This window comes from Undibacterium sp. Xuan67W (assembly GCF_049340165.1).
Classification (GTDB): domain Bacteria; phylum Pseudomonadota; class Gammaproteobacteria; order Burkholderiales; family Burkholderiaceae_D; genus Undibacterium.
In genome coordinates, this window is sequence record NZ_JBMPPN010000003.1 from 134,484 (window position 1) to 151,024 (window position 16,541).

13 protein-coding genes are annotated in these 16,541 nt (G+C 47.6%); 9 read left to right on the forward strand and 4 right to left on the reverse strand.

What is annotated here, in order from left to right:
• Positions 1-114: 114 nt before the first annotated feature.
• The 9 genes from ACO0LE_RS03790 to ACO0LE_RS03830 all read left to right on the forward strand — a co-directional run bounded on the left by ACO0LE_RS03790 (position 115) and on the right by ACO0LE_RS03830 (position 11,325).
• Entirely contained in the window at positions 115-297 is a 183-nt protein-coding gene (locus ACO0LE_RS03790) for a hypothetical protein (protein WP_422959079.1), read from the forward strand.
• A gap of 8 nt (positions 298-305) precedes the next feature.
• The gene (locus ACO0LE_RS03795; RefSeq protein ID WP_422959080.1) at positions 306-1,676 is read left to right on the forward strand and encodes a putative O-glycosylation ligase, exosortase A system-associated; all 1,371 of its coding nucleotides are present in this window, start codon (positions 306-308) and stop codon (positions 1,674-1,676) included.
• A gap of 134 nt (positions 1,677-1,810) precedes the next feature.
• Positions 1,811-4,111: a polysaccharide deacetylase family protein gene (locus ACO0LE_RS03800; RefSeq protein ID WP_422959081.1), complete on the forward strand. Its 2,301-nt coding sequence runs from the start codon at positions 1,811-1,813 to the stop codon at positions 4,109-4,111.
• Positions 4,112-4,154: 43 nt separating this feature from the next.
• On the forward strand, positions 4,155-5,660 hold the full coding sequence (locus ACO0LE_RS03805) for a lipopolysaccharide biosynthesis protein (protein ID WP_422959082.1): 1,506 nt from the start codon (positions 4,155-4,157) through the stop codon (positions 5,658-5,660).
• Positions 5,661-5,664: 4 nt separating this feature from the next.
• A complete protein-coding gene (locus ACO0LE_RS03810) occupies positions 5,665-6,819 on the forward strand; it encodes a carboxylate--amine ligase (protein WP_422959083.1) in 1,155 nt (384 codons plus the stop codon).
• Positions 6,820-6,922: 103 nt separating this feature from the next.
• On the forward strand, positions 6,923-8,071 hold the full coding sequence (locus ACO0LE_RS03815) for a hypothetical protein (protein WP_422959084.1): 1,149 nt from the start codon (positions 6,923-6,925) through the stop codon (positions 8,069-8,071).
• A 96-nt stretch (positions 8,072-8,167) separates the two neighbouring features.
• Entirely contained in the window at positions 8,168-9,127 is a 960-nt protein-coding gene (locus tag ACO0LE_RS03820) for a polysaccharide deacetylase family protein (RefSeq protein WP_422959085.1), read from the forward strand.
• 246 nt (positions 9,128-9,373) lie between these two features.
• A complete protein-coding gene (locus ACO0LE_RS03825) occupies positions 9,374-10,402 on the forward strand; it encodes an acyltransferase family protein (RefSeq protein WP_422959086.1) in 1,029 nt (342 codons plus the stop codon).
• 41 nt (positions 10,403-10,443) lie between these two features.
• The gene (locus ACO0LE_RS03830) at positions 10,444-11,325 is read left to right on the forward strand and encodes a glycosyltransferase family 2 protein (protein ID WP_422959087.1); all 882 of its coding nucleotides are present in this window, start codon (positions 10,444-10,446) and stop codon (positions 11,323-11,325) included.
• A 128-nt stretch (positions 11,326-11,453) separates the two neighbouring features.
• Here the strand turns inward: ACO0LE_RS03830 and ACO0LE_RS03835 are convergent, their stop codons facing one another.
• The 4 genes from ACO0LE_RS03835 to ACO0LE_RS03850 all read right to left on the reverse strand — a co-directional run bounded on the left by ACO0LE_RS03835 (position 11,454) and on the right by ACO0LE_RS03850 (position 16,383).
• Entirely contained in the window at positions 11,454-12,116 is a 663-nt protein-coding gene (locus tag ACO0LE_RS03835) for a PEP-CTERM sorting domain-containing protein (protein ID WP_422959088.1), read from the reverse strand.
• 130 nt (positions 12,117-12,246) lie between these two features.
• On the reverse strand, positions 12,247-13,500 hold the full coding sequence (locus ACO0LE_RS03840) for a hypothetical protein (RefSeq protein ID WP_422959089.1): 1,254 nt from the start codon (positions 13,498-13,500) through the stop codon (positions 12,247-12,249).
• A 9-nt stretch (positions 13,501-13,509) separates the two neighbouring features.
• Positions 13,510-15,054, reverse strand: coding sequence for an MBOAT family O-acyltransferase (locus ACO0LE_RS03845; protein ID WP_422959090.1), 1,545 nt, complete (start codon positions 15,052-15,054; stop codon positions 13,510-13,512).
• A gap of 216 nt (positions 15,055-15,270) precedes the next feature.
• Positions 15,271-16,383: an acyltransferase family protein gene (locus ACO0LE_RS03850; RefSeq protein WP_422959091.1), complete on the reverse strand. Its 1,113-nt coding sequence runs from the start codon at positions 16,381-16,383 to the stop codon at positions 15,271-15,273.
• Between the last annotated feature and the right edge of the window lie 158 nt (positions 16,384-16,541).

Genomic DNA, 16,541 nt, shown 5'->3' on the forward strand with positions numbered 1-16,541 from the left:
GAATTAGTATTGTTTATAAAAAATAAGGGGGAGTATATGTTTTTTCTAATCATTGCTTCCCGCCCCGCCTGATAGTGAACTGACGATTACAGGCCATCTGAGTGAGGATATATTGTGGAAAGCGCCCTGTGGAGTATCAACCTGTTAGCCCTGGTGTATTTGTGTTTCTGGGCGATTCGTCAGGATAACGCTGAGCAAGAGGCGCAGGCAGAACAAGTCAAAGCCCGGGTTTTGCGTCAGGAGGAACATCATGCGCAACATCAGATGCAACATCAAGCAGAACATAGCGTTGAATAGAGAGCTGCATGCGTGATATTTTTTTATTGGCGATCTTGCCGCTCCTGGTGTACTCCATCTTCAGGCGTCCGTTTATCGGCCTTGGTTTGTGGATCTGGACTGCCTTATTCAATCCGAACGGCTGGGTCTATGGCATGGCCACTACGATCCGCTACAACTTATTGTTTGCGGCGCTCACGATCGGTGTTTTTTTCCTTTCAAAAAATAAACCCAAAGTCAAACTTACCGGCGTTGCCGGCCTGGTACTGTTATTTTTTATCTGGACGACGCTGAGCAGTATTTTTTGTGTCGGTATTGCCGAGGTGACCTGGGATTTTTGGGGGCGACTCGCCAAGGTTCTGGCGCTCTTTCTGTTCGTGCTCCTCATCATGGAAAAGAAATTGCATATTGATTTTTTCCTCTGGTGCATGATTTTTTCTGTCGGTTTTTATGCTGGTGTCGAAGGCTTGAAATATGTCGCCAGCGGTGGCGCACATAACATCGAAGGGATGGCAGGCCACGTCCTGGGGGATCGTAACGAACTGTCACTGGCGATGGCGATGTTATTGCCTATCTGTTTTTATTTATTGGGTGAGTACGGGAAAAAATCCTGGGTGCTCAAATTCGGTTTACTGGGACTGATTGTGCTGGTGGTCACGGCGATTATCGGCACCAGTTCACGCGGCGGTATGATTGCTCTGGCATCAGTTGGCGGCTATCTGTTCATCAAAAGTAAAAGAAAGCTGCTATTCGCTTTCCTGTTCGTTTGTATCGGCAGTGCGATGATTGGTTTGATTCCGGCAGAGTGGTTTTCGCGCATGGATACGATCAGCAATGCCAGTCAGGACGGTTCGTTCATGGGGCGGGTGATTGCGTGGAAATTATCGTTCATTCTGGCCGCCAAAAATCCGTTGTTTGGCGGTGGCTTCAAAGCCCTGGAGAATGGTCAGATCTGGTATGCCTTGTCTCAGGATTTTGATCTGTATTCGTTCTTCTACACTGGTTCTGCGGTACCAAACCCGTTCCTGTCGCGGGCTGCGCACAGTATCTATTTTCAGGTGCTCGGCGATCACGGTTTCGGCGGCCTGATTATTTTTGTTTCTATTCTTGGCCTGTCTTTCCTGAATGCGGGCCGTGTCGCCAAAAAGACGCGTGCAGCCAACGGGCCAGAATGGCTATTCAGTCTGGCGACGATGTTACGGCTGTCGATATTTGCGTATGCCATCGGTGGCGCCGCATTGAGCTTTGCCTATTTCGACATGATTTACGCGCTTTTTGCGATTGTGATTGTGCTCGAACATAAAATCTTGCCAGACATCATCAGGGCCTACCAGCAGCGTGAGCAGGACGCTGCGCAGGCAGCAGAAATACCGCCAATTGCCGTGTCCGTTGCATCGTGAGCATATGAATTTTCGTGCATTTATTGTAACATTGCGGTTTCATATCATTTTGCAAATAAATTACTTGCTGAAGGTGTGAACCGCGTCACTTTTCGCCAACCTATTTCCATGCTTGACTAGCGGGGCTGCAATACATGACTGTGCATACAAAGAACGGCCTCCTGACCTCTGCGTTCATCCGCATCATGGGCAACAGTATTGCGCGTCTGAGCAAACAAAAGCGCGTCTGCATCATCACGTATCACCGGATTCTCGAACATGCCGATCCTTTGCTGGATAATGAGCCGGATGTCGCTACTTTTTATTGGCAGATGAAAGTTCTGGCAGAGCACTTCAATGTGCTGCCGCTGCACGAGGCAGTCCTTGCCATGAAAGAAGACCGCCTGCCGCCACGCGCCGTGTGCATTACTTTTGACGACGGTTACCGGTCTACGCATGATCTGGCTTTGCCTATCTTAAAAGAATTCAATTTACCCGCCACCGTATTTGTCACCACGGCCTATCTTGGCGAAGGCAATATGTGGAATGATCGGATCATCGAAGCGATCCGCCGCGCACCTGACGGAGCACTCGATCTGCAGGACATCGGTATGGGCGTCCATACATTGCATAGCCTTGCTGACCGTCGTCAACTAATCAAAGCAATTAACGACGGCTCAAAATATCTGTCGTCGGATGATCGTTTAAACGTCATTCTGAAATTAGAAAAACTCACGGGAGACAAATCCAGCGCAGGCTTAATGCTGACGCGTGACATGCTGGTCAATCTCACCAAGGCTGGTATTGAGATCGGCGGTCATACGATTACCCATCCTATCCTGACCAAGCTCGATGATGATGTCGCCCGCTATGAAATCGTTGGCAGCAAAAAAGTGCTGGAAGAAATCATCGGTAAGCCCCTGCGGCTATTCGCTTATCCGAACGGCAAAGTGGGTAAAGATTTTGATGCACGACATCTGGCGATGGCGAAGGATGCCGGCTACGTCGCCGCGTTCACGACCGCGATTGGAGCGGCATCGAAGAATGATGATTTCTATCAAATTCCACGGAGTCGTCCATGGGATGTGACGCCGTTCCTGTTCCAGCTGCGCTTGTTGCGCTGGCTTGCTGGTCTTGGCTCTTACGGTGACCGGAATATTCATGATATAAAAAAACGTGCCTTGCTGATTGCCTTCCATTTTCCACCACAATCGGCGAGCAGCGGCATACAACGTACCTTGAGTTTCACGAGAAATTTGCCAGAATGCGGATGGGAGCCGATGGTGTTATCGGCGCATCCTATGGCGTATGAGCAAAAAAATTCTTCGCAGCTGAATCAATTGCCACCGGCTACCATCATCAAACGCTCGTACGCTCTTGATGCTAAACGTCACCTCGGTATTGCAGGACGCTATCCTGAAATTATCGCTTTGCCCGATCGCTGGATTTCCTGGTTGTTTTCCGCCGTGCCTGTCGGCCTGTATCTGATTCGCCGCTACCAGCCTAAAGTAATCTGGTCGACTTTTCCTATTTCAACTGCGCATCTGATCGGCCTGTGTTTGCAGCGGCTGACCGGTTTACCATGGGTGGCAGATTTTCGCGATCCTATGCTGCAATCCGAATATCCCAAGAGTAAATTACAAAGAAAAATTTACGCCTGGATAGAGCGTCAGACTATGCAGCACTGCACCAGAGTGATGTTCACCACGCAAAGTGCATCGAACTCGTACAAAAAACGGTTTCCCGACGTCCCGCAAGAAAAATTCATGGTCATCGAAAATGGCTATGACGAAGATGGTTTTGCAGCAGCAGAAGCTGCCGCAAAACACCAACCTGCAAACGGAGAACGGTCAAAAATCACGCTTCTACATAGCGGGGTGTTGTACACAGAAGGGCGTGATCCAAGTGCTTTTTTTGCGGCAATTGCAAACCTGAAAGCCAAGGGTTTGCTAAACCAAAACAATTTTGAAGTGATTCTGCGCGCACCTGGTGATGATGCACACTTCGAAACGATGATACAACAGCATGGTCTGACTGGCATGGTGCGTGTCGCCAATCCGGTTCCCTATCGCGAAGCCTTGGCTGAAATGCTGGAAGTCGACGGTTTATTGCTGTTCCAGGGAACACCTTTTAATCGTCAGATTCCTGCAAAAATTTATGAATACTTTCGTGCCAGAAAACCGATTTTTGGCTTGCTCGATCTTGCCGGTGATACAGCGAGTGTCTTGAATGCCGCCGGATTTCATGATCTTGCGGCGATGAATTCCGCAGATACGATCACGGAGGCGTTGTTACGTTTCGTTGAAAAAATTTATGCGGGACAGGCTCATGTTGCCAGTGATGCCGTGGTCTATGCGTCCTCCCGCAAACACCGTGCACGCCAGCTATCTCAATTATTTGAAGACGCCAGTGAAAGTACTGCTGACTCCATTTTGATGATGTCGCATCACCACTAAGCGATGAAATCCATCCTGACCATCATCATGAAGAGCGCACACCATGAGTAATGAATTACGCTCGAAGACCATCCGGGCGATGGGGCATCTCGGGCTAGGTAGCGCCATGGGTAAAGTAATTTCGCTTGGTACGACTCTGATTCTGGCGCGGATTTTAAGCCCTGCGGATTACGGACTGATCGCGATTGCGATGATTGTTATCGGGTTTATCGGTTTCTTCAATGAAGTCGGTATCGGCTCGGCTATTGTCCAAAAAACAGAACTCACCACGACCGAGGTGAATGGCTGCTTTGTGATTGCCTTGATGGTCAGCAGTGTGCTGGTGTGCCTGACGGTAGCATCAAGTGGTTTGATTGCGGATTTTTATGAACATCCCCAATTAAAGAAAATGATCTCGGTACTGGCAAGCGGTTTTATCTTTGGCGCTTTCAGTACGGTACCCATGGCGTTCTTGCGCAAGGAAATGCAGTTTAAAGCGATTGCTGGTGTGAATATTCTGGCGACGCTGATACAAAGTATCGTCAGTCTGGTACTGGCGTTGCTCGGTTATGGAGTCTGGTCTTTGGTCTGGGGGTTTGTGACGGCCAGCATCGTCACGAGTACCGGATTCTTTTTGCTCTCTTCCTGGCGTCCGCGTGGTGCTTACGGCATACGTGAGGCCAGCAACCTGGTGATCTATGGATTGCATGTGACGAGTACACGTATTTTCTGGTATCTCTACACCAACGCAGATAAGGCCATTGTAGGAAAAATGCTCGGAGCGAAATCTCTGGGGATATATGACATGGCATTTTCATTAGCGACTTTGCCCAGCGCTCAAATCACGACCTTAGTGATCAATGTCGCTTCTCCTCTATTTTCCAAGCTACAAAAAAATCTTGTTGAGTTATCGTCGGTCATGCTGCAACTCACCCGTGGAGTCGCCTATGTCACTTATCCCGTACTGATCGGGATGCTGGTATGTGGACATGAATTAATTATGGTGCTGCTTGGTCCTGACTGGATTGACGTCCTGATACCATTTTGCGCACTTTGCCTGATGGGGCTGATTAAATCCGTTGATCCTTTATTGTCCCAAGTGCTAACCAGCACCGGCAACGCAAAAAAACTGTCGGCATATACCGCAATGTGCAGTGTCGTAATGTTACTCGGGGTTGTAGTTGGTGCCATGGTAGATGGTCTGCGAGGCGTATCTATCGTCTGGGTGCTGATCTATCCTTTATTGTCGGTCAAATTATTGCGTGATGTCAGTCAAGTGATTGGCATGCCTATGCTGACCTACTATCGCACTCTATGGCCAGTCTTGTCTGGCACCGTCGCGATGGGAGCTATTGTCCTGGCCGTGCGCGAGCTTGCGATCTCTTCTATTCCTTCGGTGCATGCCTTGCTTGCCCTGGAGATTGTCAGCGGCGTTATTAGTTACTTTTTCTGGATTGTCTATTTAGATAAAAAGGGGCTGGCTCAGATTCGTCAGACCTTAATTGATCTAGGTATATCCGAAACACGTCTCAACCGCTGGCCATTTATTCGTCACACAGAACCTACATAACATCATGTCACATTACAAATCAGATCAGCCAGCAGTCGTTCTCGGTGGCGGCGTCAATGCATTAGGGATAGTGCGCAGCCTGGGCGGTGCGGGTGTCGCTGTAGTGGTCATGGATAATGATATGAAGTCCCCGGCAATGCTATCGCGCTACGGTAAAAAAATGCGTGTGCCGACACTGGAAGGTCAGACCTTAGTCGATCAATTATTGAGCTTCTCCAAGGGCTACACGGTACCGCTGATGTTGTTTGCCACTGAGGAAAAAACGGTCAGGACGATATCCGAATACCGTGATCAGTTGAGTACCGCTTACCATCTGCGTTTGCCGCAACATGAGCGCCTGATGGCACTCATGCACAAACAAGGATTTCAAGAGTTGGCTGAGGCGAATCATGCGCCTATTCCTAGGACCATTAGGCTGCAGGGTATGGACGATCTTGTCCAGGCAGAGCAATTGAAATTCCCTTGCGTGTTAAAACCAAGTGAAAAAAATTATGCCTACGGTGCGCGGTTTAAAAAAGCCTATAAAGTACTTTCTGCTGACGAATTGCGAACGATGTATGCAGAGATTCACCCCGTACTTGCTGATATGGTGGTGCAGGAGTGGATTGAGGGTAAGGATTCGGAGATCTATTTTTGCCTGCAATATCTGGGCAAGCAGGGCGAACTGGTGGCTTCATTCACTGGCAGAAAAATTCGCTCATGGCCTATCCGTATTGGCGGCACTGCAAGCTGTACGTCTGCATGGGAATACGATCAAGAACTGACGCAAAAGACTAAGGCATTTTTCGATCAAGTCGGATTCACCGGCATGGGCAGTATGGAATACAAGCGTGATGAACGTGACGGTCAGTTTTACACGATCGAGCCCACCGTAGCCCGTACAGATTTTCAGGAAGAGGTCGCGACATTCAATGGTGTCAATGTGCCGCTTGCTGCTTATCTGTATGAGAACGGATTGACACCGCAAGCGGCGAAGCGACCAGATCAGGCGATGGTATGGCGTGATCCTCAGTCAGACCGCTGGGCGTTTGAAGAAGGTGGAAAAGTCGTTGATGAGCGTTCGTGTTCATTGTCTGTCGCCGATGCGTATTGGCGCTGGAATGATCCTATGCCCTGGGTGTATTTTATGTGGGACAGAGTAGCGCAGCGATTTTCGTGAAAAGTAATATTTGCAGTACAGAAATTAATCAATAACGGTAATCCATATGTGAACAAGGCAGCGATCAATCGCGCTGCTGGGCACAAGAATCAGGAACAAGATAATGAATCACATGAAGCAATTGGTGAAAGATAAGTTGGGACTGAGCGTTTTCCCTACGCAATCCATAGAGACCCATTTAAAAGCGGCGGCAGACTGGATACTTCAGGCGCAGTTGGGTACAGCGGACGACGGCGTCGCGCATAGTTACGATATCCGTGCGAAGAAATGGCTCGCGTCTTATCCGGAAACAACTGGTTACGTTATTCCTACGCTTTATGATTATGCAAAGCACTACAATGCACCTCAATACGCAGAAGCTGCCCGCAAGATGACCGTATGGGAGTGCGAGATCCAGCTTCCGGATGGTGGTGTTCGCGCCGGGACGATGGATGCGGAGATTGTTGCACCGACTATTTTTAATACCGGGCAAGCACTGTTCGGCTGGGCCAAAGCGTATCTGGAAACGGGCGATGACCGCTTCCGCATTGCACTGGCAAGAGCGTCAGACTGGCTGGTCTCTGCACAAGATGAAGACGGTGCATGGCGCCGGTTTCCGTCTCCTTTTACGACGTCTAAACTTAATAGCTACAACACACGCTCAGCCTTCGGTCTGGTCCGTGCTTACGAAGCCATAGGGAATGCACGTTATCTGGAGGCGGCAATTGCCAATGTCGAGTGGACACTGGCGCGGGCGCATACGAACGACTGGTTGCCCGATAACTGTTTATCCGATAATCAGGACTTGACCGCATTAACCCATACCATTGCCTATTCGATTCGCGGCATTTTAGAAGTGGGCGTCGCAGCCGGACGACAAGACTATATCGAGCGTGCAGTGCGCATGGCGAAAGCGGTCGCAGCGCAACAGCGGGATGATGGCGCATTGAATGCCTTCTACACGCCGGAATGGAAAACTGTCGTGAGCTGGAGCTGTGTCACCGGGAACTCACAGATGGCGATCAACTGGTTGCGTCTGGCGCAGCTGACAGGTGAGACCGCCTTGGTTGAGCATGCAAAAAAAGCCAATCGCTTCAATATGTGTATTCAAGACCTAACTACCGGTGACTTGCATGTGCGCGGTGCGATGAAGGGTTCACACCCGATTAACGGTGGCTATATGACGTATCGTTATCCGAACTGGGCAACGAAATTTTTTATGGATGGATTGATGCTAGAACAGTTGTTTAACAAAGTGAACAATATCGGATAACTCCAACTCTTGGCGACCTTTGACGATACTCGACGGTACTGGGTACTGTTTAGGCGATCGATCTACTGGTTTTTTTAAATTTATTGCTATCTGCTTATGTTGAATGTGTTTTTTACTGTTGACGTAGAAATTTGGTGTGGAGGATGGAAAAACCTCGACGCCCGGTTTCCGCAGGCTTTTCAGCAATATGTGTATGGTCGCACGCCGCGAGGTGAATACGGTTTACGCTACCAGTTAAAAGAACTGCGCGATCACGGTTTATATGGCGTCTTCTTTATTGAGCCTTTGTTTGCTACTCGTTTTGGTATCGAGCCTTTAGCAGAAATTATTGGCCTGGTACAGGAATACGGACAAGAAGTCCAGTTGCACATGCATCCGGAATGGGTAGACGAGGCACGTGAACCCTTGCTCAAAAACAGTGAGCATAAACGGCAATTCATGCGTCAGTTTTCGCTGGAAGAACAAACCATCCTGATTGCCAAGGGGGTGGAATTGATTGAACAGGCGAACGGTGGCCGCGTCAATGCATTCCGTGCGGGGAGTTTTGGATTTAACCGTGATACCTTGCACGCATTGGAAGCGAATCATATTCCCTTCGATAGCAGCTACAACGCCAGTATGATGGGACTAGAGAGTGGCGTGTTACCCGGGCAGGTACTACATGACCCTGTCCTCTGCGACGGAGTGGTGGAATATCCGATGACGATCTTTGACGACGGCACGGGAAAACACCGGCATGCCCAGATCGGTGCCTGTTCTAATCTGGAGCTAGAGGGCTTGATGCAACAGGCTTTAAAAAACCAGCGCCAGTCCTTTGTGATTCTTTCGCACAATTTTGAATTGATGAATGCACAGCGCAATAACGGCGACCTCATCATGATCAAGCGTTTCCGGCGTTTTTGTGAATTTATGGCGAAGCATAAAACTGATTTCCAGATGCGTGGATTTCAGCAACTGTCGTCGGACACCTTGTCTAGTCATTCCACTGTACTTACTTCACCTCTGTGGAAAACTGTACACAGAACAGTCGAGCAAGTTTTGCGTCGCAGATATTGAGTCATTGATTAGGTCGATATAAAAAACTGCAATCTCAAAACTTACTCCCGAAACCTCTTACTAAAGACGAGCAGAGGATACGAAGAGAATAACGCTATCGTGTTTATACATAAGACCCCGCAAGCAGGATGCGCCTCCTGGCACAGAATGCCTCTGAAGGCCGCATCCAGCCTGCTGGTTTCAATATGAATGCTAGCAAGCAGTTTTCTGGTTTGCGTAAAACCTAATCGAGATAGGGCTGTAGTCATGAATGATCAGCATGTTGATTATCTGGATGGCTGGCGAGGCTTGGCAATCCTGTTTTTATTGATCGGCCATTTTTTTTCGATACCGGGAATTAACTTTGGACGGGTAGGCGTCGACTTTTTCTTTGTGCTGTCTGGCTTTCTGATGTGCCGGCTACTTTTCATCAAAGAAGTTCCGATTGCAACATTTTATCAACGTCGCATATCGCGGATATTTCCTGCTTTTTTCAGTTTTGTGATTATAGTGCTGATCTATTTTTTGCTCTCGGGCAAATTGATTGATTGGACAGAGACCGGTGTGGCGAGCCTGTTCCTGAATAATTATTTTCCGGGGACAGTTGGACACGCAGTCATGCCTTTCGGCCATATATGGTCTTTGTCCGTAGAGGAACATACCTACATTTTTCTAACTTTGGTTGCTGTTGTTGTTAGAAAGCAGTATCTCACTGCCCGGTTAGCACTTACCATCGCGGTGGCAGTTTCAATTGCTCTTGGACTAAGCTATTGGAGATTATTTTCTGCGCAAAAATTGGAATTTGAGTTGTGGGCACACTCGGAGATTTCTGCTTACGGCATTCTGTTTTCAGGCTTACTTTTGTTATGTCTGCAAAAGGTAAAAATCCCGACTTTGCCTGCTCTTGTCTATCCGGTTTTGATCGTGTTTGGCTTGACGTGTTATTGGTGGTCTATGCCTATTCCGCTGCGCGGTTTTGTCGGAGTTGGATTGTTTGCAGTTGTTCTTAATATTCTCAGCACTGCGCCACCTTTAGTAAAGCGTTGCCTCTCGTGGTGGCCTTTAAAGAAATTAGGGCTTTGGTCTTTTTCTATTTATCTTTGGCAGCAGGTCTTTTACTTGGCCCATCACAGGGATGGATTGCCAGCCACCATCGCGCTTGTTTCAGCTATTGTTTGCGGGATTGCTTCTTATTACCTGATTGAGAATCCGGCACGTCATTGGCTGAATCAGAGATGGGCGAATCCAGCGCCCTTACATGAATGGAACAAAGTCATTTCGAATGACGTGAAATGAGATCAAATGAGATCGTTAGCGGTAATGCCGGAGTAATCACAATGCTTGTTCAAAATAAAAAAATAAAAAAATTTATCGCGATCTTCGCCCATAACGAATCGCTAAATATTATTGCTTGTTTACAAAGTGTGAAAAATGCGATTACTGACGGAGATCAGTGCCTTGTATTAAACAATGGGAGCAGCGATAACACAGGGGAACTGGTGGAAAAATTCGCTCAAGAGAATAACTTTTGTAGCTTAAAAAATATTCAGATCGGGGATAAGTCGAATGCCTGGAATGTGTTCATCCATGATCTTGAGATACACGCAGATCATTACTATTTTTTGGACGGTGATTGCAAGGTCTTACCGGATGCGCTGACTGAGTTGGAGCGGGCATTGCACCAACATCCGGAAGCGCATGCAGTCGCTGCCTTGCCCGCTGACGGCATTGGAGACAAAGACAAGGACCAGTTATTACGTGAAGGCGGCCTCTGCGGAAATCTTTACGCCTTGTCAGGCAAGTTTGTCGATCAGTTGCGTTCGTCTAATGTGCGACTGCCAGTTGGCTTGATCGGGGATGATTCTTTGATTGGCGCGCTGGCGTATTGGGATCTAAATCCTCAGCAAAGCTGGGACATGCGCAGAATTTTTATTTGTGAACATGCACGATTTAGCTATGATCCGCTGTCAATTTTCTCCTTTCACGATCTGCGCTTGTATTACCGCCGGAAAATTCGTTACAGCCTCAGGCATTTTCAAAACAAGATGATCAAGTCGCCTCTGAAGACGAGCGGACTTGCGGGTCTTCCTCGTCACGTCAACCAACTGTACAAAGAACAAGCTGGCGAATTGACCTTGGCCTGGCGAGGAGTCGATACCTGGTTTGATAGGCTCGCGCTGCAACGTATTAAGCAAGTAGCGGACAAAGAGATCGTTTGATCCGTGAAGGTAGGGAATGCCCTGCGCACCGATGCGGTTCTGGAAGAGTTACATCAATAAAAAAGCTTGCCATCAGCAAGCTTTTCTATTGACTGAGTAAAGTTTTAACTCAGGTGATTATCTGGTGATCACTTCGTCACTTTACGACGACGCATACCCAGTGCGGCCAGTCCAAGACCCAGCAAGGCGATTGATGTGGGCTCGGGTACATCATTTCCCGGCGGTGTTTCTGGCGGAGTTGTATTTCCTTGGTCTAGTACTAAGTTGTCGAATTGGTGATAAGGAAATCCTTGACCCCAAGTGACGGAGTCAAGATTCGTGAATCCGCTAAACAAAAATGTATCGAAGCTCAGGTTCGTCGTCAGCTGGAAGGATTGCGTAATGGTACCGCCGCCATGTACGTTGCCAGTAAAGGTAATGTCTTTACCCGTTTCAAACGTGTAGTAATCGTTTAGCGATGCGAGATCAATAGAGTCCAGCTCGAATACGCTGCCATCAACTTTGCTCAGTGTCGTGACACCGTTACCCAGTCCATCATTAAACAGGCTTGTTGAGCCGTAGTACCAGGTCATGATGTGGCCGTTGTATAAAAAATTCACATCGCCAGTACGGGCAGAGCCGAAGCCAGCATTTGAGGTGAACAGGAAGCCGTTCTCGGTGTAATTGACCGGGCTGACGAAACCTGTGCCGCTAGTTGTCAGAGGATCGAAACCAATGGTTGTTGCGCTAGCGCACACAGACAGTGGCGCCAATACGGCGAGCAGGGCTAATTGGCTTAAATGCTTTTTCATGATTTTCCTTTACAATAACTTTCACAGGAAAAGAGCAAGAATTGAGCCTGATTTTCCAAGTTGTTGAAATTAAAAGATATTTAAAAAAATGATGCTCTGCTCATTGCGTGTTTGTAAAAAAAATCGACGCCTATTTCTTCTTTAATTCCTTTGCAGCCAATGTTTCTGCCTGTGTAAAAACTAAAGGATATGTGCGGCTGCAGGCAACTTTTTCCGTTTGGATCCTGATTTGATTTTCTAAGAAATTCTCTTCCCTGAGCTGTGTACCAAACGTATCTTCCGCTATCCGGTGAGTACGTTTTTCCAGCAGGCGCCCCAATATGACATCTCCCAGGCTTTGCTTGAAATGTCCGGCTTCCCAATACCATTTGGTGGTGCTCTGGGTGTCGCCTTTAGCCGGAATCACTTCACATTGCGCTGCTCCATAACCGCTGAAATCCCATAACTTTAGCTGGGCGTTTGGATACGCCTTATTCGCTGCGTTGACTTCCGTGAGCAGGATTTTTTTCCAGGCTTCAAATGCGGGCAATAAACCGACTTGATCAAATATAGCCAGAATCTGCGCATGATAGGGATAGATGATGATATGGGCTTCCGAGTTATCGGCGGCAATCATGGCCAGTGTTGCGCGCAAGCCGTCCAGCTCAGGCGAGCTATCGGTTTGCGGGTAGCGCAGATCATGCGGTTTGTGGCTAAACGTTTTTGCGTATTCCAAGGCCCGTTGCTGGAAAATAGCGTAATAGCCCTCTTCCCGTGCAAATTTTTCATACTCATGCAAAGGATTGAGTCCGCGAGAACTGATCGTTTCTGCCTCAGTATTTTTTTGAATCCGTATCGTTTTGATGGCGTCGCTCACTGAGGTCAATGAGAACAGTGCATCGAATTGCCATTTAATCCCGGTAACATCATGGGGATTATCAATAACCTTTGATGCTGGCGTGGACGGTAGCGGCGGCTTCGATGCATCAACCAGATAATCTAAAAAGTCGACCCCGAGAATAATAAATTCTGGTTTTTGACCAATGCTGCGTAGATAGGCGAGATCGCGCTTGGTCGTTCCCATTTTGGTACCAGATAAGGCCATGTTGTAGCCGGACAGGCCCGCCTTGGCAAATCCTTCGTAATCTGGATTCAAACCATATTCAGCTCGCGAGTTGCCAAAAATGAGTGCGGTTGCTTTAAGCTGCCGGGCATTGCTCAGTTTGATTTCTTCCTGATAGCGATCTGGTTGCGGCTTAATCCGATTGATGCCTGCAATCTCCACGATACGATAGAGTCGGTAGGGATCAATCACTATAACAATCGCTATCGCTGCAAAAACACCGGAGACTACGACGATCATGATCAGACGAAGAAAACGGACAAAGGCTTGTTGTGTCTGCATGTCGTTTCCTTAAAACTGAAAATAGAGAAATTCAGCTGGGCGATTAATCAGTAGCAGACTTGCCACCAGGATCAGGCCTATCCATATTGCCCATGCCAGGCTTGGCTGCCAGGTCAGGTAGCGCCTAACAAACGAGCTGCTGATTTGTCCTGATTGATGATCCAGAGCAGGGTTAAATTTGTCCATAATTTCCTGCGTATTGGGCAGAAAAAAAGCGATGGCAGCGGCCACCAGCACCCAGGTGTAGGTTTGGACAAAACGTGTACCGCCACCCAGGTAGAAAGTGACGCCAAAGTGTTCTAGCATTGCTTTTAGCCCGCCGAGATGGGTTCCAATATTTTCGGGAATACCGATACCGTTCATATTCAGCATGCCCTGAATAATTGCACTTGCTCTGCTGAAATCCGATGCGCGGAAGAATACCCAGGCAAAGCATACCGCCGCAAAAGTCAGGCAGATACTGCACAGCCGCCACATTGGTGAACTCACCGGTAATCGCAGACGATGCGCCAGTCCTGCCCAGGCATGATTCACCATCAGGTAGGCGCCATGCAAACTACCCCAGATCACAAAATTCCAGCCTGCGCCATGCCACAAACCACCGAGCACCATTGTCGTCATCAGGTTCGCATAGCGACGTACTTGCCCTTTTTGATTGCCACCCAGTGCGATGTATAAGTAGTCGCGTAAAAAACGGGACAAGGTCATATGCCAGCGCCGCCAGAAGTCGATGATATTCACTGCTTTGTATGGGGAATTAAAGTTCAGCGGTAAACGGATACCAAACAAACGGGATAAGCCTATCGCCATATCAGAGTAACCAGAAAAATCAAAATACAACTGAAACGTATAGGCAAGCACGCCACCCCAGGCGACCAATAAAGATGGGCTATCCGTCTGATCAAAAAAGAATGTCGCATGGACCGCCAGACTGTCCGCAATCAAGACTTTTTTTGCTAGGCCCATCGCGAAAATAGCAATGCCGACGGCAATATTTTCAGGCAAGCACCGGTAGGTTTTGGCATCGCCGAATTGCGGCATCATCTCTTTGTGATGCAATACCGGTCCGGCAATCAGATGCGGGAAATAGGTAACAAAAAGCAGATAGTGTATGAAGCGATACTCTTTGACTTTGCCCTGATAAGTATCGACGAGAAAGGCGATCTGAGTAAAAGTAAAAAAAGAAATGCCGACAGGAAGTATGACGTGTAATACCGGAAAATTACTTCCGGCTAATGCATTGATGCTGGTGATATAGAAATCTGCGTATTTGAAGTAAGCGAGTAAGACAAGATTCAGCGCAATTGCGCCAACTAGCCATGGTTTTGCTTTGCTGCGTTCGGTGTGACCAATACGCCAGCCCATCCAATAATTGAATACGATAGATGTTAGCAACAGAGGCAGGTAGCGATAGTCCCACCAGCCATAAAAAAACAGTGATGCCAGTGCCAGCCAGCCAGCCGCCAGTTGATGACTGCGTTTTGCCAGAGAAAAAAACACGACTGCCGTGATAGGTAAAAACAGCAGTAAAAAACTAAAAGAATTAAATAACATGATCTACAATATTTTTATTCAAATTCTGTGATAAAGGAAACGTATCGCCCAATGTTGATGAGCCTTTCCAAGGCAAATATGCCAGAAATCCGCATGGATATTGCGGATTCGGTTATTAGTGCTGTCAAAACATGGCCAGTGCATAGCCGCTTAGCGAGGTGCTTACGACGCAATCGACTCATCCCGTCATTTTTTTAAAAGCACACTCTCAAGAATTTAACCTTGATGCTGTTTTGTTACTGATGATTTACTGAATACAGCTGCCAAGCTTCCCCACAATCTATCGAAGCAACGTGCAAACCATGTCTTCTTATGTTCAGTCACTGCACCAATCAGATAAGTGAACAGTGCAATCAACACAGATATGCTGAGTATGTCGGTGATATTGCTGTTGTCATGCCGGTAGAAACGCAGCCACATTGAAATTACTAGCATGTGAGCGAGATATAGCGTGAAGGTATAGGAAGAAATCGTTTTTATACCGCGAGTAAATTTTTCCAAAAGTGTAAACCTGGCATAGCGGGCGCACCAAAAATTGCTGAATACGATGAGGCAGACCACGTAGTCCGCCAGATAGCGGCTGGCACTCCCAAGCATTAATGAGGTAAAGGGCCAGATCGCTTCACCCCATGCAGTCAGATTTTTGTCTGCATCCAGGTATTCAAAAATGCCAAATACCAGAATGCTGATACCCCAGCCTATTCTTGCTGTGGTGACACGCAGTGGAAATCTATTTTGTTGATGGTATAGAAAAACCCCGCTCATCCAGACCGGTAGCAATAACCATAGTTTATGTCCCAATACCAGGAAAACGAGCATGCTCAAAAGTACTCGTTTATATGATGAAAAATAATACAGCGTCGCAAAAAAGATGTAATACCAGACTTCATAACTCAGCGACCAATACGGAATAAGCCAGGGTGGTACTTCGGACAAATTCCATAATTCGCCCAGAAAAAGCAAATGAAACGGGATATACACATAGGCTTTAGAAACTTCGTAATAGGCTTTTGACGCGCCACTGAAATAGGTATTGCACAGATAATTCAAACAAAATGCCGCCAATAACAGTGGCAAAGCGACGGAGTAGATACGGGCGCAGCGCGCAACCACGTATTCCCGCAAATTTTGCTGTTTTACCTCGGTGGTAAAGGCAATCACATAACCGGATAAGACGAAAAAAATAATCACCGCCTCGCGACCAAATTCAGGAATGTACTTGCCAAGCTCGCGGCTGACAATTTGCTGTCCGTTGAAATGATCGAGCACGACAAACACCGATGCTAGAAATCGGACGATGTCGAGATAGAGTGAATACTGTTTATTCATAATTGCGATTCGTCATGAGGTATATCGACGAAATGGCTCACCTGCCTTAGTTTTTTCGCTTATGCGAATCTCAGAAAATTTGTAAAAATTGATGGAAGTGCGAGGGCAGCTATTTGACACCTGTTCAATACTGATTTAGTGCTAATTCAACACTCATT